Source organism: Haladaptatus sp. HS23, from assembly GCF_056892285.1.
In genome coordinates this window covers 16,869-37,859 of record NZ_JBXGLH010000021.1, presented here as the reverse complement: position 1 = coordinate 37,859, position 20,991 = coordinate 16,869, and the positions used below count along the sequence as shown (strand labels likewise).

The 20,991-nt window shown below is 45.5% G+C and carries 12 protein-coding genes; 4 read left to right on the top strand and 8 right to left on the bottom strand.

Translation table 11 applies throughout. The features are described 5' to 3' along the window. Nucleotides 1–88 precede the first annotated feature (88 nt). Nucleotides 89–823 (bottom strand): UTP--glucose-1-phosphate uridylyltransferase AglF, encoded by a 735-nt coding sequence (gene aglF / locus AC1XDK_RS27945; RefSeq protein WP_483353294.1) that lies wholly within the window; start codon nucleotides 821–823, stop codon nucleotides 89–91. Nucleotides 824–910: 87 nt separating this feature from the next. On the opposite strand from aglF, the gene aglM reads away from it, so the two are divergent. Then, nucleotides 911–2,203: a UDP-glucose 6-dehydrogenase AglM gene (gene aglM, locus AC1XDK_RS27940; protein ID WP_483353293.1), complete on the top strand. Its 1,293-nt coding sequence runs from the start codon at nucleotides 911–913 to the stop codon at nucleotides 2,201–2,203. A 103-nt stretch (nucleotides 2,204–2,306) separates the two neighbouring features. Here the strand turns inward: aglM and AC1XDK_RS27935 are convergent, their stop codons facing one another. The 4 genes from AC1XDK_RS27935 to AC1XDK_RS27920 form a co-directional block, all read right to left on the bottom strand. Then, nucleotides 2,307–3,728 carry a sugar transferase gene (locus AC1XDK_RS27935; protein ID WP_483353292.1) on the bottom strand — a complete coding sequence of 474 codons (1,422 nt, stop codon included), beginning with the start codon at nucleotides 3,726–3,728 and terminating at the stop codon, nucleotides 2,307–2,309. A 681-nt stretch (nucleotides 3,729–4,409) separates the two neighbouring features. Further along, nucleotides 4,410–5,234, bottom strand: coding sequence for an undecaprenyl-diphosphate phosphatase (locus AC1XDK_RS27930; RefSeq protein WP_483353291.1), 825 nt, complete (start codon nucleotides 5,232–5,234; stop codon nucleotides 4,410–4,412). 123 nt (nucleotides 5,235–5,357) lie between these two features. Then, nucleotides 5,358–6,791, bottom strand: coding sequence for an O-antigen ligase family protein (locus AC1XDK_RS27925; protein WP_483353290.1), 1,434 nt, complete (start codon nucleotides 6,789–6,791; stop codon nucleotides 5,358–5,360). 261 nt (nucleotides 6,792–7,052) lie between these two features. Further along, nucleotides 7,053–10,181 carry a hypothetical protein gene (locus tag AC1XDK_RS27920; RefSeq protein ID WP_483353289.1) on the bottom strand — a complete coding sequence of 1,043 codons (3,129 nt, stop codon included), beginning with the start codon at nucleotides 10,179–10,181 and terminating at the stop codon, nucleotides 7,053–7,055. 296 nt (nucleotides 10,182–10,477) lie between these two features. Here AC1XDK_RS27920 and AC1XDK_RS27915 point away from each other — a divergent pair, with 296 nt between their 5' ends. Both AC1XDK_RS27915 and AC1XDK_RS27910 read left to right on the top strand, forming a co-directional pair. Next, nucleotides 10,478–11,863 carry an outer membrane protein assembly factor BamB family protein gene (locus tag AC1XDK_RS27915; RefSeq protein ID WP_483353288.1) on the top strand — a complete coding sequence of 462 codons (1,386 nt, stop codon included), beginning with the start codon at nucleotides 10,478–10,480 and terminating at the stop codon, nucleotides 11,861–11,863. A gap of 68 nt (nucleotides 11,864–11,931) precedes the next feature. After that, nucleotides 11,932–13,503: an outer membrane protein assembly factor BamB family protein gene (locus tag AC1XDK_RS27910; protein WP_483353287.1), complete on the top strand. Its 1,572-nt coding sequence runs from the start codon at nucleotides 11,932–11,934 to the stop codon at nucleotides 13,501–13,503. 1,568 nt (nucleotides 13,504–15,071) lie between these two features. Here AC1XDK_RS27910 and AC1XDK_RS27905 read toward each other — a convergent pair. Then, nucleotides 15,072–16,151, bottom strand: a complete 1,080-nt coding sequence (locus AC1XDK_RS27905) for a thioredoxin domain-containing protein (protein WP_483353286.1) — start codon at nucleotides 16,149–16,151, stop codon at nucleotides 15,072–15,074. A 768-nt stretch (nucleotides 16,152–16,919) separates the two neighbouring features. Here AC1XDK_RS27905 and AC1XDK_RS27900 point away from each other — a divergent pair. Continuing rightward, entirely contained in the window at nucleotides 16,920–17,783 is an 864-nt protein-coding gene (locus tag AC1XDK_RS27900) for a DsbA family protein (protein WP_483353285.1), read from the top strand. 20 nt (nucleotides 17,784–17,803) lie between these two features. On the opposite strand, the gene AC1XDK_RS27895 is transcribed toward AC1XDK_RS27900, so the two are convergent. Both AC1XDK_RS27895 and AC1XDK_RS27890 read right to left on the bottom strand, forming a co-directional pair. Beyond that, the gene (locus AC1XDK_RS27895; protein WP_483353284.1) at nucleotides 17,804–18,466 is read right to left on the bottom strand and encodes an AIM24 family protein; all 663 of its coding nucleotides are present in this window, start codon (nucleotides 18,464–18,466) and stop codon (nucleotides 17,804–17,806) included. 122 nt (nucleotides 18,467–18,588) lie between these two features. After that, complete coding sequence (locus tag AC1XDK_RS27890; protein ID WP_483353283.1) at nucleotides 18,589–20,292, bottom strand: L-lactate permease; 1,704 nt, start codon at nucleotides 20,290–20,292, stop codon at nucleotides 18,589–18,591. Between the last annotated feature and the right edge of the window lie 699 nt (nucleotides 20,293–20,991).

Genomic DNA, 20,991 nt, shown 5'->3' with positions numbered 1-20,991 from the left:
ACAGTAGGATAATTCGAACAGATACGGTAATTGTGCTGATTCTACAGACCAAGGAGTACTTATCGAAACGATGCTAGATTGAAACAGATTATGCCGACGGGCTAGCCACTTCTTCGTCCTTGAGTCGCTCTTCTGCCTCATTACGGTCCTCGGGATACCCGACGTCAATACGCCAGCCGTTCATCCGAATCGCGTCGATGGTACGACCGCTCCTAATGAGGAGATCGATAGCCTCACTGATCTCATATTCGCCACGGTTCGACGGCTGAACAAGGTGACAGGCGTGGAAGATTGCAGGCGAGAACGTATAGAACCCGGTCATCACGAGATTAGATGGTGGGTCGTCGGGCTTTTCGACAACGTCAGTGATTTCGCCGTAATCATTAGTGTCACAAACCCCGAACCGGCTGGCGTCTTCGTACGGTACTTCCTCGGTGAGGAACGCCGCATCCGCTCGGTCCTCCTGTTGCCGACGAACCACGTCTTCAAGGTTCGCCTGGAAGATGTTATCGCCTAGAATCAGCATGAAGTCGTCATCGATATGCTCTTCGACGGTCAAAAGTGCGTGTGCGAGTCCCTTCTGTTCTCGCTGATGGGTATAGGTGATCGGAATCCCCTTAAATTCGTCATCGTAGTAACTGATAATGTCTTCCTTCCGATACCCGACAACGACGATGAATTCCTCAGCGCCGAGGTCTGCGAGTCGCTCGAAACAGTGGGTGATGATAGGTTTGTCGTTCACTTCAACTAACCCTTTCGGCTTGTCGTCGGTCAGCGGTCGAAGGCGGGTACCTTCGCCGGCCGCCAGGACTACAGCTTTCATACTTTTTAACGTGAACTCGACCCATAAATACTTTTAGACCCACTCATATGCCAAGGTTCAAGGAAACCGGGAGTAGTAACCTTCTTAATGGAACTTAGTATCGTTGGGAGCGGTTACGTGGGTACAACCGTCGCCGCTTGTTTCGCTGACCTCGGGCACTCGGTCACTAACGTTGACATCGACGAAGAAATCGTCGAACAACTCAACAATGGTCAGGCCCCCATTCACGAGCCTGGTTTGGACGACCTTGTCGCCGATCATGGAGGGAACCGACTCACGGCGACGACGGATTACAGTGCAGTCTGCGAAACAGATGCAACGTTCCTTGCATTACCAACGCCCTCTCGAATGGACGGCAGTATTGATACATCAATCATCGAAGCTGGTGCCCGTTCCCTTGGTGAGGCATTAGGATCGAAAGATGACTATCATCTTGTCGTCGTCAAGAGTACAGTTCTTCCTGGAACAACTGAAAATGTACTCGGGTCCCTTATTGCGGATACATCGAATAAAATCCAAGGAGAAGGCTTTGACATGGCAATGAATCCTGAGTTCCTCCGTGAGGGGACCGCAGTCGAAGACTTTCTTAATCCGGACAAAATCGTTTTTGGTACTCGATCACAACGCGCTCTCGATCTACTACAAGGGATATTCGATCCACTTGTCATCCAAACTGACACACAAGTAGTCAATTCCGGTATTCGAGAGGCAGAGATGATAAAATATGCAAACAACGCATTCCTAGCAACTAAAATAAGTCTTATGAATGAGATTGGGAATATTTGCAAAGAATATGATGTAGACGCATATGAGGTTGCAGATGCCATTGGATTGGACGATAGAATTGGTGAACGGTTTCTTCGTAGTGGAGTTGGTTGGGGAGGAAGTTGCTTCCCAAAAGATACTGCGGCACTTATTGCGGCAGCTCAAGACGCAAATTACGATCCCTCTCTTATTGAAGCAGCCGTTGAAGTAAATGATAAACAACCAAAGCGTATTCTTGATTTACTTACAAAGCACATTAATCCAACCGACAAACGAATCGCCGTACTTGGGCTGGCCTTTAAATCTGGTACTGATGACGTACGTAACTCTAGAGCAATTCCAATTATTGAGCAATTATTGGAGAAAGAGGCAGATGTAGTTGCATACGACCCCGTTGCAGCTGAAAATATGCGGGATCACTTTCCACAGATTAAGTACGCGAATTCATCAAAAGAGGCACTTAGGGAGTCCCATGGTGCCCTAATTGTTACCGATTGGGAGGAGTTCGAATCGCTTGACGAGGATTTTGAATTAATGAGTAATCCTCTAATAGTCGATGGCCGCCATATCGTTCAATACAAAGATGGGATTACTTATGAGGGATTGACCTGGTGAATATATTGGACAGATTAGTAATGTTTCTACTCTTTCTCAGTGAATGAGTAGTTATATGATTTGGTGTGGGTTCGAAATCTTCTGTTCTACAGATCAGTATAGATCAGTTACTTCCTTCCTCAAAGGTAACTATTATATCCTGAATGACTTGCCAAATCTGCCGAGCAACGATTTTCACATCGAACCAGAACGACTGTCTTTGAATGTATTCTAAATCATATCTAAGCTTCCCCCTTGGGTCTGTACTATTTACATTATTAACTTGAGCTAAACCTGTCAATCCTGGTTTTACAAACCATCGTTTTCTCCATGTATCTATCTCTGCTTCTAGACGTTGTTCTTCTTCTGTCCAAATTGCCCGCGGCCCGACAACACTCATTCCGCCCGTGAGGATAGTCCATAGCTGGGGAATCTCGTCGAAATGGGTCTTCCGCAAAATTCGACCGACCCGTGTAATACGGTCATTAGCTTCATCTTCTTCTGGTTCCGCTGATTCACTATTTGGAAGCATAGTTCGGAATTTATATACTTCAAATGTGCCTCCCAATTCCGCAGTTCGAGATTGATTGTAGAATACGGATCCTGGACTATCGAGTTTTACCGCCAATGATATTATTATGAGTAGTGGCGCAAGGGCAATGAGACTGACCAATGCAAATGTTACATCGAATGTCCGTTTAAATAGATAGTCTTGCCAATCCCACGGTTCTAAAGCTATTTCAACGAGTTCGTCATCTGGTGTTGCTTCACCTTTTGTGAGAATGCTATCGATTTGCCGACTTGGAGCCTTCGCGGTTACTGCCATTTTATGGCAAGTGTCCAATGCACCGAAGAACTCTGATCGATCTGTCGTCGAGAACGCCAAGATTGCAGTATCAATGTTCTTTTCGATCAGGACATTTTCTAAACGAGAGAGTCCACCGAGTCGCTCTATACCGGGAAGCGGTTGATCAGTACCCCCGTCGGCAACTGTTTTTTGCCATTCGTCCTCATGTATTTCGTTTCCACTCGGCGGAGAAACGTAGCCCAACACGGGCGTATTGATGACTTTTAGGACATCTGCAACGTGACGAACATCATCTCCTACAACAATAGCTCGTTCGTTATCACTTGGTTGTCGTCGAATCATCACAAATAACACAGGGAGACATGTGGCAAGTAAGAAACTAATAATGATAAGTGTAGAACGAGGAAGACGGTACGAATAGTCCGCATAACCTATTGTTGCCAGACCGAGAACTGCAATCAATAACCTGTTTTCAGTAATTGAAAGCGTGTCCAGTATCCGACGAGGCTGTGGTTTAAACATTGGTGTGAGGCTTGCAGTAACGATAAATATCGTAATGAGTCCTGCAATCCCGAGTTTTCGTATGGGAAGTACTGTCGTCTTGAGTTGGTTAAAGACGGGAAATGCTGTGGTAACGAACTCTTGGACGATAGTCGTGTTAGCAACTATGATTGAAATCGCAACGAGAAAAATAGTTCCAGCTATACTCGTGAGACGATAACGGAATGAGGAAGGCATTACTTAATTTAGAGAGAGTACAAGATAATAAATGCTGCGTATGATTTTCGTTGGATTGGAGGAAATATACATTATAATTGAAAAATAGTGCCAAACGTATTGATCCATCTCTTTTAGGTGGATTTCCTAGGTTGAGTATTTCAACACTGAATACGTTGAGATTGTTCGTTACGAATGGTAGGCTACACGTTACAATAAGGATTAGCATTGTAATAACAGTTGAAGGAAGGATTGCATTGACAAAGATAATGCAGTTAGTTGTGCTGTTTAGTAAATTGATGAATAGGGGACCAAGCAGTCACTTTAAACCAGTAAATTCATTTTGGAAAGCGTATCTACTAGCAAGTATTTTGTCTGTTCTAATATGGTTTAGTATTGTCTATTTCTGCATAGTTATGGCTTAACTCTCGATTGGAAAAAGAAGGATCTCTATGATTTGGCTATTTTAAAGTAGTAGAATCTTGAAGCGAAATGTCACGCTCTCCCCATATTCCCTGCAATATTATAACTGGTACAATAAAAGAAGATATTACTAATGAGCTTCAACGTAGTAGATGAGAAAAATGACGAAAGATGAAGCACTGATTGCAGCCGGTATTCTGCTTGGGACCCTCGGTATCGGCTATACGTTCATCGGATTTTAAGTATGAAATGAAAAATTATTCCGTCATTATTTTTCAATCAAACAACAAACAAGAACACTCCACCAGTTACTGCTAAAATTCCAATACCAATACAAACTGCCCAGAAAGAAATTCGCTCGACAACTCGTAACAGTGCGCCAATGGAAATATAGCCGACAATGGCGCTCGTCGCGAGTGCGATGATTGCAACAGTTGGTGAAACTACAGGAAGGCCACCCGTTTCTAAAATAACGAATGCACCTGCTCCCCCAGCTGCGGGAATACTAAGGAGGAACGATAGCCGAAAAGCGTCTTCACCGTCGAACCCACGGAAAAGAAGGGTCCCAGCAGTTGTTCCCGATCGTGAAACGCCAGGTAAAATAGCTAACCCCTGCATCCCTCCTACAAGAATTGCATCCATCAGGGTTGGATTGTCCCGATTTCCCAGCTCGAACTGATCAGCCGATCGGAGCAAAATTCCAGTTCCGATCAATAATATCCCAATAAGTGCAACGAATCCACCACCAGCTAGCTCTGAGACGATTGTTTTTAGAGTTTTATATGCGAGTATCCCGACCATACCTGAAGCAATTGTTGCTACTACGAGAAATGACAGCTCGGCTTGTCGATCCTGAAAAGCTGAGCTAGGACCCCATTCGTGAAGAGAACCGAATACTTTTTTGAGTTCATCACGATAGTACGCCGTAGCTGCGATAGCAGTTCCAGCGTGGAGGAATAAAGAAAAGCGTAGTGCTGCTTCTGGCTTGCGTCCCATTGCACGAAGGAATAGAGTTAAATTTCCTTCGCTGGAAATCGGTAGCCATTCAAAAATACCTTGTAGGATACCTGCAATGAACGCGATTAGAATTGATTCGTCGACCATATATTGATGTAACAGGGAGAGCAAAAAGGCGATTCGGTTTCACCTCTATCGAAGCAATCTCTCAACATAATCAATCAGGGTATTCCTGCTTTGCCATTATATTTCAAGCGGCTCCAATTTATCCTACCGTTTATATCCACAGATAAGATAACCAAATACTAGCGTTGCAAACAGAGACGCCACGGCATTGTTAAACAATGTGTAGACTGCGAAGCTTTGGTGAATAGCAAATGCAAGGCCAAAAGCCAACATTGGTATGTCGACACTATTATTTCGGATAATTCCTTCTACAATACTTCCAACAATGATTACCAGGTATGCTAAACCACCAACAATACCAACATTGAGGAATATTTGAACATAAGAATTATGCGGAGAGTAGCCGCGGAACTGATCAACATAGACATACTTTGCTATGAGTTCATGGGTATTCGTGAGTCCATACCCGAATGGAGATGGAGCATGATATATCGCTCTCAGACCGGCCCTCCAAAGTGCCCCTCTACCGTGAGTCTCTATCGGTAAGATTGAGAGAAGTATCCCACCGAGTAAGAATAGTGCAATCGCGGCAAGTAGAATGATGATATATTGTACTGCTCGTCGACCTAACAATAGATAACCGAGATACGCAACCGATGCCACTCCGAATGCTAGCCAGGACGCTCGAGCATAAGTTAGGTACATTCCAAAAATGTTTATGAGAAACATTCCAAAAATAATTGGAACTGGTAGGATCTTTTTTCGATCAAGGCTCTCACCTAGTAGTACGAGTGAACCGAATGCACCTGAAAATGCTAAGGCACCAAGAATATTGGGGTTTGAGTAGAATGACTGGAGAAAGTGGAAATCTATATTAAGCAACGGTATTTCTTTAATAGCTGAAAATAGTCGCAGCTGTAGCCAAAATATGTTAAATTCGCCGATTGGATAGACTAATAACCCAAGTAAAACACTTATCGCAGCGATTATAGAAGTCCCTGCAAGGAATATGTTTCTTGAGACATGCCTCGGAATGAAAAACAGATTGAGACCAAAAACTAATGTTATATAGACAACAAATGACGCCCTTGTTGAGCCTGCACTCATTTGGTTAACGTGGAAAAAGTATACTCCAATCAATAGAAGATAGGCACAGATATATGGGGCCCTACTTTTGATGAATTCTAAGTAATTATATCCAAACAATGGATATACAGAAAACAGTAAGAAAATTAATCCCACATGGAGAGAACGTCCTCTTGCTGGGATAAATAAATTATGCTGCCGTATTAGAATAAATGTTATTAGTATGAGCACCGAGACCTGTGCCACATGTAGCCACAAACTCCTGTTTTTCATATAATAACCATACACGAATAACAGAAGTGGTGCAAAATATAGGTAGAGTATGTCGAGATGGAATGACCCGTAACCTTCAGGAATAGATGGTGAACGAAGTAGTACACCTATGAAGAGAATTGGTATTAAAGCAATTTGGATTAATGCCAACGGGCGAAAGTCACTTGAAAATGGATTTAGTGAGAAATAGGCAGACGGGTTTTGTTTAACATCGCTCATATCTGTGGGGCTCATTCTTGAGTAGCTATATCGAAGTTAAAACTATAGCATAAAAAGGTTATCCATTGCGAGATTGGCATGTTCTGTGTGAGATATGATGTGATATCATTTCTTTTGTCTGGATGACTCAAAACCATCATGTGTCTTGAATCACAGGTTCTCGTTGACGCAGTCTTATTTTAGTAAATACAGACAATGACTGAATCATCATTTCTTTGCTTGTCTTGTTAAGGATTATGTTGCCAGTTAGAACCTCTCCGATTATTTTCCTTCAAATACTGCGTAACCAACTACTTCCCCTAATTGGTGCCTTGTCTCTGAATCTTCACTTTCTTCTTCTTCCACCTTAATTTCGACACTTGAATCTGTCAGATTTCTGTATCGAAGATTACATGTATTATTGCCGTTGTACGTTTGAGAGTTGGCTATAAATTCGGGTGATTCATACTCATTCTCAAATTGTATTTTGAACCATTCCTCTGTAATCAATTCCTCAGTCCGCTGAACTTCGAATGAACTCCCATTCAATTCTCCCGAAATTTCCTCAAGTGCTATATATCCAACTTTCTCAAACCTATGACCATCACTACGAACTTCTGCTTCTTGGACTTTTACATCGAATGAATTCTCTGTCACATCTTTAATTCGTGTGACAATAGGATTGGATCCCACATACGTTTGAGACTGTGCAAACACAATTGGTCTTTTTTGCTCAAAGAAATTTTCTAGTGAGCATGTTTCAAACTCGTCGGATGCGGAGAGTATTCCAACCTTCGCCCGATAATGAGTACCATCACTCAATAATATCTCGTGATTTCCAGGTTCTGAAGCTAACGTGTAGAATGTTTCCGTATTATGTCCACCGTCGAGATGTTTCCACTCTTCGATCCGGTATTCGTAGCCACTAGATGAGGACTCCTGAAGTCGAATGTGCGCAGGTTCATGACCGTTATACGATAGTGGTTTTGCTATTACTACACGTGATGATTGAATATTCGAATCGACTTCATGCCATGAACCATTTGTTAGTTGACCATTCGTCCTCTTGTTTGTTGCAAGAGTAGCACCCTCAAAGACAGTATATCCGATTACTTCGGTAGCATGTTTTACTTCTTTATCTTCACTTTCTGCTTCTTCAACTTTGACTTCAACTCCAGTCCCAGTTAGATTTCGATATCGGAGAACTGCTGGATCAAACCCATGGTAGGTTTGTAGATCAGCACAAAACCTTGGTGTCTCATACTCCTGTTCAAATTGAATATAGAACCAGTCTTCATCTACTGATTGTGTTGTTTGTTGAACCTCAAATGGTTGACCATTCAAATGGCCAGTTCCCTGCTGCAGAGCAATATAGCCAACCGTTTCTAGAGCATGGCCCCCACGAGGTGTTTCTGATTCCTGCACCTGAACGCTAAATGAATCATTTGTTCGATCTTGAATTCGTGTAACAACTGGCTCAGGACCATTATATGATTGTGATTGAGTTAGGACAATTGGTTGTTCAGAACCGAAAAAGCCCCCTAATGAAACATCGTTGAAGCGATCTGAGGTTGAGACAGTTCCAGCTTTCATCCGATATGAAGTACCATTATCCTTCTCCAGTAGATGGCTTCCTGGAGAAACTGTGAGTAAATGGAATGTCTCTTTAATATGGGAACCGTCTTGATACAACCATTCTTCAATTTTATACTCGAAATCACCGTCATCAGAATTTCGCCAGCGAACATGAGCTGGTTGCGTTCCCCTATAAGAAAGTGGCTTTGCTATCGTAACACCTGTCGGTCGTAAATTTTGATCTACTTGATGCCACGTGTCTGCATCGGGTTGTGAGAGTGAGAGAGTCTCCGTGTTGATTGGTACTCCTGGATTAAACTCTGTCCCATCTGCACTCCATGTTGCTGAACCACCACCGGTTGTTTTTTCAATACCTCCGGTAACATAGAATGCATGAACTTCACCTGGTGGTACCTCACCAGTTGCAAGCTCCGAATTTGGTGGCCTAACTGGTGAATTGTTTGGTCCCCATTTCATTGAAATAGTTGCTTTATCATCTCCTGCGGGTAGAACATTTGTGCCAGCTTTGATCAAGTAGGACGCCTCTGAATCATTTCCTCTATTATCAATCTTAATGAGTTGAGCGGATTGCAGTGGTACTTGGCCAAGTTCTGGGGGATCTGGCAATGGTGGTCGCGTGTTTGGGGGTGTTGGGTCACCATCTGTGGTAACTCGGTTCCGAACGTATGATGAATCTGTTTGCCTCCCAGATCCACCTAATACACCGGAGACTTTCCCCCATTCATCAGGCTCTTGGTCAATTGAGACGGCATACGTGTATGGGTGATCATTCTCAACTTGGATATTTCGTAGCCTTAGGTATTCGAGATTTGCCACGTCGCCATCATTCATTCGACCGGGTAACGTATAGATAGCGTCGTGACTCTTTTCAGATTTATAACTAATTCTCACATTCTGAACGTCGATTCGTGCGACCGGGGTTGGGCCTGTGATTGGCCCCCCACAGGTGGGTTCTGGATAGCGATGATAGAAGTCGCTATCAGCAATAGTAATTGTTCCTTCATAGCTACTGACACCCCGTGATGAATCAGTTGGAACCGAACCTTCTGCATTTATGCCACGCTGGAGTGCTCCACCGGACCAAGCTTGAATTGGATGTTTGTCGTCCTTAATTGAAACACAGTTCCGGACTTCGGTATTCCCACCTAAGCGCATCCCATTCTGAGTATTCCGCTGGAAACAATTGTATACCTTCATAGGGCCTTCAAGATTCTTCGCGTACATTGTATTTTCAGCCCATAACTCAAACCAACAGCGGTTAAACACGAGTTCACCCTTTCCAGATTCAACGAGGACAGCTCGGCGATTACTCGCTTCATCGGGTTCACACGCACCCTCATGGAAATAACAATCCTGTAAAAGACCACGAGTACCCTCTGCTGCAGAGAGTCTAAAATAGGTTCGAGCTTCACTCGAGTCACCGGACCTAACGTTAGAGTCCGTAGCGGCTCGTACCTTTCCACGTGTAACCAACCGCTTGAGTTCCCAATCCCCAGATTCGTAGTTCATCCGCACGAATGGTGGCACTGGCGTATTGCGCATATCCAGTTCGAATCCATCCATAACGAATCCTTGTGAAAAAACATCGATCCACCGGATACTATCGCCTGATTGACCGGGGATGAGGCGAGCACCGTTTGGCGCAATGAGTTTAAGATCGTCTACACCAGATTGAACGACAAGTTCATTGAGTTTGTATTTTCCCGAGGGGAAGATTATCGTGGTATTCTCTTTAGCAATATCGTCTAGTACGCCATCGATTGGAGTGTTACCGTTGTCATCTGCACCTTCAGCTACAATATTATATGTCGACATTTACTTCGCCCCCAAGAGTGATTTGGATATCTGGTAGGTTTTTGGGTTGGTCCCTTTTTCGACTCTATTTTCTTCTTCCATTCTTGTTCCCCTCATAATCGCAGATATAACTATATTCTGATATTTTACCATACATCTTATCCAATTGCTTTGTTGATAACTATCAATTTCGTTAATAGGTGTTTTCATGAGATAAAAAGACTTCATCTACGTCAATATAAAATTTTTACTATTCCAATCCCTATAAGCCGAAATCAAAAGATATATATAGGATGTTTTATTACATAAACCAATTAATGAAGAAGCAACTTCAAGTAGATGGTCAGAGAAACAATCGGCGGTCCTTCTTAAAAACAGTCGGTATCACATTGAGTGCCGCAGCGCTTGAAAGCGGCAATATTGTTGCAATGGAGTCTGATAGTGAGAATTCAAATACTAACAGTGAGTGGACAACAGCTCGATCAAATCCAAATCGGACTGGAGCCATCACTGGTGATGGACCAAAACCATACGCAACAACGGATCGGAAATTAGATTTGGATGGTAGCATGTTACATAAGGAGCCGATTGTAACCAATGACACAATATACCTCTCAATCACAACAAATAGTAATTCTGGAGAGAGTGAGGGTTATATCGGTGCTTATGATCGTGAGACAGGTGATCTGAAATGGAAACAGTCTGATCTACCATCACCGAAAACTCCGACTGTTGGTGATGACTTGCTGTATGTTGCTACCAATGTGCCAGAAAGCCCAGAAACGGATAACGGAGGGCTTTATGCTCTCGATATTAATGACGGAAGCATAAAGTGGAGTCGTACTGACGATCTTCGTTGGCTTTCCCCACTTGTTGTCGAAGATCAGGTCTTTACAGCTAATGAAGACGGTGCTTTAGCACTTAATAAACAAACTGGTAAAACGATTTGGAGAACGCCAGGTGTCGGTACGCTAACTGACGGCAGTGATGGTGCACTAAGCTATGGAGATGGAGTTCTCTTCTTTAGTGATGGAAAAGCCCTGAGCTCGTCGGATGGGTTAGTAAGATGGGATATTGGTGATGAAGTGGTCACCTATGCTAATCATATTGTCTCAAACGAGCGAGTCTACTACCTCAAAATAGAGTACATCGATGGGAACGATGATACAGTGACACTTGAATCTCGATTAGCAGCAGATGGATCACTTGATTGGACAAATGTTCTTGAGAGTACAGCAGCAGTGGATAAGCGCATTGCAGCCACAGATAATTCTCTTCTTCTCTTTGATTCAAGTGAAGAGGATACTGTGATCGCACTCAATCCTGAAAGCGGATCAACGCAATGGACTCAGGAGTTAGCTGGTGAATTTTTCAGTAGACCAACTGTTGCCAATGGAACCCTTTACATCGGTGGTCGATACATGCTACCATCCAAACCTGGCGTAGGTAAAGCGATCATCTACGCGATTGAAGTGGCCTCGGGGGATACTCAATGGGTTCACTTACTTGATACCGAGTCGCTTGAAACATCTCCAGAGGAACCACCAGCAGCGGGAACTCCTGTCATAGCTGGTGGAAAAATATACACAACGACATATCCTGCTGGTTCAATGCTTGACTATGAATACTTGTTTTACTCCAATTTCTTTGTTTTAGGTGATTCTGACACCAAACCAGACAGCAGTGGCAAAACTCTCCTTTAATCTAATAAATTCTCGACGTATCTTACTTTATCACAAAGCTTATCACCCCTAATCGTAGAGGTTTTGGTATGAGCGAAGCCAGTCGACGAAGTTTCTTAAAGAACATCGGTGTCATTGGTGCAGCAGCAGGGATTGGCTCTGGGTTTAGCCTTACGATAGCCGATGCTAGAGAACCAAATGGCTCTTGGACAACCTTTAGAGGAAACGCAAGCCGTACCGGTACAACCTCTGATAGTGGTCCAGAGACGAATATCACAACGGAATGGTCGTTTGATTTAAATGGGGGGATGAATACAGTCGAACCAATTGTCGCAAATGGACTGTTGTATTTAGCAGTAACGACACAAAACACGCCATCATCTGGTAGCGGCTATGTTGCTGCTTATGATCTAAAAACACAAAAGGAGGTCTGGAAATTTGACGGGATCTCTCCGCCAGAAACACCAACATACGAGAATGGTGTACTATATTTTGACACCAGTGGTTCAGAATCTACCGATTCATCGGGCTTTTTCGCTCTTGATGCTTCTACCGGGGAAGAGAGATGGAGTAAAGAGGACTCAGTTGGTCTGACGAATCCGTTAATCGTAAATAATCGACTATTTGCAAGTGGTTCAGGTCATGCTAGCGAGCACGATCGGGACACTGGTGATATAATATGGCAAACCGATGTGGCCAGTGGACCTGCTTGTTTTGCAGATAATTCTCTTATCTATGAAAATGGCGTCGCGTTGAATGCTGATAATGGGTCTGTGTTATGGGATGTGTCCAGTGAGAAAGAGAGGCTACAAACTGTATCAGAGGGAACGGTTTACGGTGTAGGGAATAATAGCAGCTCTGAGGTAGTGATAAAAGCCCGATCCATTGACGATGGGTCAGTTCAATGGTCATATTCAGTTGAAACTGAAGTCACTTGGTCGAATCCTCAACTTACGATTGCAGGTAATCATGTTCTATTCCACACCGGGAATACCATCAGAGCACTTACTGCAAACAATGGAGAGGAAGCTTGGTCGCATGATGCAAATGCAACGATCACAGGAGCTATGTCCGTAGGCAATGGTACTCTCTATGCTGGTGGCCGAAGTGATTTAGAGACTGATACAGGTAATGCAGTTGTTTTAGCGCTAGATGCAGCATCTGGTACACAACAGTGGCGTCATGATTTTGGCAATTGGAATTTTGACGAATATGGTCCTGCAGCTAATTCTCCGGTTGTCGCTAATGGGAAAATATACACAGCAACATATCCAATGAACTCAACTACAGACTGGATGTATACCGAGTACGGGAATTTCCACGTTCTGGGGGGAGATATGGACTCTAACACTACAACGACCACTACCGGAGAAAAGACTACAAAGAAAACAACAACGAGCTCGACGAGTCCAAAGACAACTTCTACGAAGGCGGATACGAGTACAATTACTCAATCTAGTACTACTAACACCACCAAGTCAAATACATCTACTAAAACAATTCAGACAACAGAAACTAACGGGATGACAACATCTGGTAGTTTGACTAGTACAAATCCGACCAAAACGACATCTTCTGATGGTCAGCCTGGCTTGAATGTACTCACAGCTATCGGAGGTCTATCTGGTCTCGTGGCCTATCTTCGATCTTTATTAGAGTGACATCCTCCCCGCGCTAACGTACGGGCTTCCCACACCCATCAAGGGGTGGTTCGATGGGAACGTACGGTTTACACCCCGACGAAGTACTGGCTATGCCACGTAGCCGGTACTCCTATCGCGTCCAGAGAACGGACGGGACTCGGAGGTACTTGCTTGTTTTGTGTCGGTCCACCGTCCGTGGGCTTACTTTTTGATGCGGCAAACACCCAGTCAACTGCCAGTTGTCGGACTGTCAGACTCCGATGGGATCCTATCGGATTGACGACCTAAGACTTTCATTAACAGTGTTCATACAGATGAAGACGGCGCTGTATCCCCGCCCTAAAGGACAGAATTTTAGCGCCTGCATTAAAAATAACTACCTTCTTAGGCACTTTGCAGATTGAAAGTTGGGTGACTGCTCCCCGCTCCAAAGGGGCTTTCTGTTTCGGTGACGCGCTGTGTAGATACAACGGTTTTCGGAGGGAGCGCAGTCTCTAAAAGCGTTGATGAATCGGTCCGCGATTCGTTCGTCAGTCAGAAATCCTGGTTTCTAGTGACGTTAATTCGGGAAAGTCCGTCTTTATCTGATCGAAACCACGAGCAAGGATATTCCATGCCGCATTTGTCTCTATCGGCTTCGAATCGGGAGGACAGGAGTGTTCATGAACCACAGCGGTTCGTCCGTCTTCGAACCCCGACACACGCATTCCTTCGTTGTGTAAAGTTCGATTCTTTATCTGGTAGAAAGCAGTTTCGAATCAATCAAAAATAATTAATAGAAAAATATATAATGCGCCTTCTTCATGTATCATATAGGGACGAATGTCGTTATTGAACAAATTGTTTAGAAGGAACAACTCAACTGCACCCGACCCTCCTCTATATCAATGTGTCGGCTGCAAGGAAACAGAAGGTGCGACGACGCGGCATATTGTTTGTCCTGAATGTGGGGACAAATTAGAGAGGATCGATCTCCCAAGACAACAATAAGGTGGGTCTCTTGTTGAGTCTATTTTCCCTACCATGACCGGTTCCTAACCAAGATTCATTATAAATATGTTAGACAAGATACCTATATGAAATATCATAATTTCCACAAAGCCTATTACTTATTCGATAAAGCAGTATCTATGGAAATACTGCCGTATGTACAGCGTCTACTTCGATCTGGCGATCGAAACGACGTGATTATTGAATGTCGGCGGTGTGGCACAACACTTGCAACGAGAACAGAGGGGTGCCCTTCTTGCGGTTCAAATTCTACTTGCTATTTTGATGTTTCTTAATTATTGATACTTCCTCACTTCCCCTGAGACATACGCCGGAACTCAACAGATCTCGATACGATCACAGTGGGCTTCGGTTGAAAGGTCCGAATTTGTCCGATATTTAGTATGAGTGCGGACAGATTACATCAGATGGGATTAGAAATAATGGGGAACCAGGATTCTAGCGTATACTGAATGGACAAAGGAGGCGATTCATCTCTGCACAATGACAGAATTATATCGCCTGCGTCACGTAAAATACTTCGTTTCAGTAAGGAAGTTTTGTCTTCAACGTGCAAAACGCGTATTTGGTGTAGTCTAGTCGAAGATAACGCGACAGATAGTTCCAATGGAGACTGTCTCAGATTCTTCATCGTTACTGCTCGAATCCGAACTGGAAGAAGACGAGTCAGCGGAATCAGTTGACGAGTCAGTTGTGTCCTCTGAGGAACTGCTTTCTGACGACCCGGAGGAATCGGATGACTGGTCAGAAGTGCTATCTGAATCATCACCGGATTCATCGCTGGAACTGCTCGTTCCAGTACTGGATGAGCTCATATCCTCAGACTCCGAATCATCAGAGGACTGGTCAGACTCAGTGGTTTCCTCATTACTATTATCTTCCTCACTCGTTGACTCGGACGAAGTTTCCTCATCAGAGGAAGACGAGCTGTCATCAGAACTGCTTGACGAGCTCGCATTTGGAATGCGCTCGCCAAGCCAACTGAGGAGGTCATCGACATCATGATGAGGTGAGGTAATGTCCCCATCAAAAACCATCGTTGGGGTCCAACTCACACCATAGTCACCAGCTGTATATCGGTTTTCTTCTACGGTGTCATCGTACCGGCCAGAAGAAGCTCGGTCAATAATTGTTTCCTGACTTGAGACGTCTGCCGACTCCATTCGACCTTCCATCTCACTGAACGAGACATTGCCTCTGATGAGGTCCGAGAACATGTAATTGAAGAACTCCCAGTAGTCTTCCGGTGAGACATCCCAGACACCTAGAGCGGCTTCCGAGATGAGAGGGTCACTGTCGGAAATGTAGTAGGTTGAGGTACCATGCGAGGAGGTTCCTGGCGGCTGATATGCAAGTGCACGGAACCGAAGATTCAGGTCACCAGAAGAGACATACTCGTCCAATACTGCCTCTAGGTTGCCATCTCGAACAAATTTCTGCGTATATGGACATTTAAAGTTTCCATACACCGTTGCAGTGGGTGCATCAGAATTGGTTCCCATTGTCGCGTATGAGCGCTCGTCGGCGTCATCAGGAACAGGTGCATTTGAAAGGTCTGTTGCTGCGTTCACAGGAATTGATCCACCGAGACCGACTGCCGCCATCACACCTGTTGTCTTCAGAAACGTTCGCCGCGATGCATTTTGCTTTGACATCAGTGGTTCCGTCCAGAGCAGCTGATATTATATACCCCCCCAATTGTACAAACCGTATTCACGGTTTTGAAGTATTGGGCAACAATTTTGCACTCTTGCAGGAGAGTTCAAACTGTTTAAACAGTCCTAGTCATATCCTAATATGGCGCTAAAATGGGTTCAAACACGCGATTAGTCGAATATATTCAGTAGCATGCGAATAGAAAAAGATCGATAATGATAGATTGTTGAAGAAGAGTCTATTTACAAAGGCGATCGCCAACCGCCAGATATCCAGTTAATGAACTCATCTATTCTCCCATCCCATAGTAGGTACAGTCCGATGAGAGGGATAATAATTATCGCGCTAGATACTGTTGTCAACTGCAGAATTATGCTAAAGATTCGAAGGTCATCAGGATGCGATCTTTGTTTCGTCATACATGATTGATATCAGAGTAAAGTAAAAGCGTGTCGAAATCGTGTTTGCCTAGCGGTAGTGAAGAGATCTCGTCGCATACGGCTGAAAGATGTCGTGTCGATTGATTGCATGTTTCCACGTACATCGGTGGTTATCTGTCCCATTCAATGTATAGTCGGTGCTGATGCCGCGGAAGTCCTCGATTGGAAGTCGTTTCCCTGAGCCGTTCTGATATTGCAATCGTACAAAAGAGGTCTCATCACCCCCTGGCAACTTATCACCACAAAGGCTCGCTGGATCTTTAGAGAGGAAAACGGCTACGCAAACAGCACCCCTAAGTATATTGGAGAACAAATCGTAGTAATACTATGGATCGTAGAGCCCTCCTAAAAAGCACCATTCCAATCGGGATGTTGATTGCAGGTTGTACATCACAATCAGACGAATCGAAGAATACCAGTACTACTCAACCAGTAACGACCACAGTAGATCAATCTTCACAAAACTCGACGACATCGACAGGATCGTCAGTACATAATACCACATCTCACTCACCTTCTAAAAGTACAACTGATTCGGTAACAACTAGTACATCAAAACAATCAACCACTGAGAAAACTACAATATCTACTACGAAAGAGAGAAAGACTACATCTACTGCGCACTCAAGACCAGATCATCCCTCTACAATGGGCATATTCGATGAGCCAACCCGTGGTCCACTCCCCTTCAGTAAAGATGCGACATTGGTTGTTTTTGAAGATCCATCCTGCCCAAATTGTGTTCATTTTGAAGAGAGTACATATCCCAAACTCAAGAGTAAATATGCAGATACTGGCAAACTTTCCATTGTGTTTCGGACAATTCCCGTGATTAAACCATGGGCAGAGGAAGCGACCTATGCTCTCGAATCTGCATTTGTTCGAAATAAAGCTGCATATTGGAAATTAAAGTCATATTACTTTAGCAATCAGGATAATATAGATACTGATAATATTTTGGATAAAACAAAGGAGTTTGTCGACTCAGATACATCCTTGAATAGCCAAGATGTGGTTCAAGATGTAAAATCAAAACCACAAGAGACACAGGTTAATGAGGATCTATCTACGGCAAAAAAAGCCGGTCTCCGTGGCACACCAACTTGCTATGCGTTCCGATCCGATCGATATATGACAAAGGTTGTCGGCAAACAGAGCTATAGTGTATACAAAAATATACTTGGCCTTTGATTGAGATAAATCGTGCTATCCTATTCGTGAGATTGTACTTCTTCGTACGGCTGAATTATAACGAACCCTCCCTCCTCCGGGAACTGTAGCTGATATGTCTCACCGGAGGTCCGTCCAATGAAACTCTTGAGATTTAGATCGCGTTTAGAGCTCGGTGAGACGTTGCTACTCCATGCAACCGTCGCATTGGGATCGGTGCTGACCGGCGTTGGGACGACGAGCGGTTCACCGTGGGTGGTGATTGCGATATATCCAGGTCCCTTTAGATACACGTTGAACAGACCGCCCGAGGACGCTCCGGCGATACTGCTCATCATCTTGATGTCCCAGGAAACACTGTCCTCAAATGCTAGTATATCGTTTCCATTGACGCTAATCTCGTCGTCGGCATCAAGTTCGAGCAATTGGACCTCCTTACCTTGGTCGGCCAGATATAGATGACCGGTTCCGGTTGCCTTCATCATCACCGCACCTTCACCGGTGGCCTTCTGTTTCAACATTCCTTTTAGTCCACCAGCCGATTTCTGCTCGAAAGAGATTTCGCCGGTGTAACCGACCATCGATCCCGCTCGTGCCATGATACTTCCGTCTACCGAAACATCGAGCATCTTGGAACTCTCCAATTCGAATGTGTTTTCTGTTTCGTTCGGTGCGTGGAAGGTTACAAATTCGTCGAGATTCATCGATTGATACCCAGACGTTGTATCCCAACACATTCGTTTGTAGTTATCGTCTGAAATCCGACCACTTGGTGAAACAAATCCGGTATGTGGAACGGACTTACTTGGCTAAAAGGTAGACGGTATCAGAAGACACCAGGGAAAATGACGTAAACGAACAACATCGTCAGTACTCCGGTCATGGTCGCATAGTAGGCCAGCGGGAGGAGTTCGAGTCGAATGACGCGCCCCTCCTGTCCGACGAGGCCAACGACTGCGAGCGCCGCGACGACGTTATGAACCGCGATAAGGTTCCCAATTGCGCCGCCGACTGCCTGTGCGCCGACGAGGATGGTACGCGAAACGGCAAGGTTCTCGGCGACATTGTACTGGAACGTCCCGAATAAGATGTCGCTTACCGTGTTCGAACCGGCAAGGAACGCGCCGAACGCACCTACCAGCGACGCGAAAAACGGGTAGACGCCGCCAGCGAAGTTCGCCGTTGCGTCGGAAAGAACGACCAGCATGCTGTCGATGTTGGCGGCCTTGCCTGACTGGATCATGATCTGAACTGTCGCAACCGCGAATAGCAAGGCTATGACAGCAGGAGTAACGTTCTCAGCCGTTTCGACCCACGAATCCTTTATCTGACGACCATTCATGCCGTGCAGCGGAATGGTGATGAGATGAACGACAACGAACACCGCTCCCGGTAGGTAGAGCAGTGCGAAATCGTTATCAAGGCCGGTTCCGAGGATGTTCGACCACTTGAGGACGAGCGTGCTGGTCAGGAAGTCGGTGAGGGGGGTCCAAACGCGGGTAAGAACGAGCAGTATCGCCAGCAGTGCGTACGGTGTCCACGCCTTCCAGAGCGGCATCTGTCTTGTGACGACGCCGCCGTCGGCGGCGATAGAACGATCACCTTGAGACGTCTCGCCGGGTTCGATATCGCCGACCCAGTGGTCCGGCCAGAGTTCTTGCGGTGCGAAGTCCCACTCCTCATCGGGATGGAAGTACCCGGCTTTCAGCGCGCCGACGGTAAACACCATTCCGCTCATGGCACCGAGGAGGCCGGGGAACGTCGGGCTGAGGAAGTACGCGGTCAGCCAGTACGGAACCGCGAACGTGAACCACGCGAATAGGGTGAGCGGCAGCACTTCAAGCGCAGGCTTGATGGAACGCTCTTCACCGAAGAATCGTGTCATCATCGCAACGCCGATAAACGGCACCATTATGCCGACGATGACATGGAACGACGCAGCCCACATGCCGATTTGTGCGACCCATTCGGGTACTGTCGTTCCCGCAGGCGTCGCCACGTTCGCCGTCGAGAACGTGTCCTGTAAGCCGATGATGAGCGGCGTGCCCACCGCACCGAAGGTGATGGCCATCAGGTTCCCGGTGAGCGCAACGACGACTGCCGCGAGTGGTGGGAAACCCAAACCGACCAACAGCGGGCCAACGACTGCCGCCGGGGTTCCGAATCCTGCGGCCGCCTCGATAAACGACCCCATCAGGAAGACGAGTAGAACCACCTGCACACGTCGGTCCTCGCTAATAGAGGTGAATCCGGCGTTGATGGTGTCGAAAGCTCCGGTCTGTTTCAATGTGTACAACAGCAAGATTGCACCGAAAACAATCCAAAGGATGTTCGCCGCCGTGATGAAGCCGTTTATCGTCGCGGCCGCAATCCACGTCGGTGTCATTCCCCAACTCACGAAGCCGACGACGACGGCGGACAGCCACGCGAGCGGCATCGCACGCGTAGCGGGCCAGAACCTCCCTATCATGAGGTATGCGATGACCGCTAACGGCAGGACCGCGAGAACTATTTCGAGGACGCTCGCCATCGCGACTCACCACCTACTGTCGTTTTCGGCGACTGGATTAGTGGTTTCTCGGCGCTCCTATCATCTAGCTTGTTCGTTGATACGGCGTCCGCAACCGGACGGTATCGTCTCTGCCACGTCATCGCTGCCTTCCGTTGGTCGGTACCACCTGTCATGGGCCGATGGTACACAGAACAGGATATATAATTAACGATTATACTAATAATTTTAATATGTAATGGAACAAAGCTGATGTCGAACACCATTCAGTTGAGTCGCCCTAACGACGACTCGAACTCCGTGATTGTCTGCATGATATTGCATGTGTAATTCACGCATATCGGTGTTTCGTCCACGACAACGATACTATCCGTAAAACGAAGACGTCTCTCCATCATACCCGAAATAACCTATACTACTGGGGGAAATCAACACTAATCGAGAAATTTCTTCAGATGTGAATCCATAATCAACTATCATTGTTCATTCGTCAGACACACCTCAACGATATTCAAAAATGTATATACCTACACTCCTGGTACAAGGTAATTATGTCCCAGAATACCCCACATACGAACTCCATCGGGCAACCGATTTGCGGACGCACTGACGGGAACTCTAATGTCCCGTGTCAGTGCGTCGTTCCGTTTCCGGGCAGGCCGTGTCCCCATCATCGGAAATGAGCACTCTACCAACCCGTATTACCAATCACCGACCGAA

Bases quoted from the DNA above. Each gene is read 5' to 3' on its own strand.
- AC1XDK_RS27895 (WP_483353284.1), bottom strand. From the start codon at position 18,466: ATGAATCTCGACGAATTTGTAACCTTCCACGCACCGAACGAAACAGAA.
- AC1XDK_RS27910 (WP_483353287.1), top strand. From the start codon at position 11,932: ATGAGCGAAGCCAGTCGACGAAGTTTCTTAAAGAACATCGGTGTCATT.
- AC1XDK_RS27905 (WP_483353286.1), bottom strand. From the start codon at position 16,151: ATGTCAAAGCAAAATGCATCGCGGCGAACGTTTCTGAAGACAACAGGT.
- AC1XDK_RS27900 (WP_483353285.1), top strand. From the start codon at position 16,920: ATGGATCGTAGAGCCCTCCTAAAAAGCACCATTCCAATCGGGATGTTG.
- AC1XDK_RS27920 (WP_483353289.1), bottom strand. From the start codon at position 10,181: ATGTCGACATATAATATTGTAGCTGAAGGTGCAGATGACAACGGTAAC.
- AC1XDK_RS27890 (WP_483353283.1), bottom strand. From the start codon at position 20,292: ATGGCGAGCGTCCTCGAAATAGTTCTCGCGGTCCTGCCGTTAGCGGTC.
- aglM (WP_483353293.1), top strand. From the start codon at position 911: ATGGAACTTAGTATCGTTGGGAGCGGTTACGTGGGTACAACCGTCGCC.
- AC1XDK_RS27925 (WP_483353290.1), bottom strand. From the start codon at position 6,791: ATGAGCGATGTTAAACAAAACCCGTCTGCCTATTTCTCACTAAATCCA.
- aglF (WP_483353294.1), bottom strand. From the start codon at position 823: ATGAAAGCTGTAGTCCTGGCGGCCGGCGAAGGTACCCGCCTTCGACCG.
- AC1XDK_RS27930 (WP_483353291.1), bottom strand. From the start codon at position 5,234: ATGGTCGACGAATCAATTCTAATCGCGTTCATTGCAGGTATCCTACAA.
- AC1XDK_RS27935 (WP_483353292.1), bottom strand. From the start codon at position 3,728: ATGCCTTCCTCATTCCGTTATCGTCTCACGAGTATAGCTGGAACTATT.
- AC1XDK_RS27915 (WP_483353288.1), top strand. From the start codon at position 10,478: ATGAAGAAGCAACTTCAAGTAGATGGTCAGAGAAACAATCGGCGGTCC.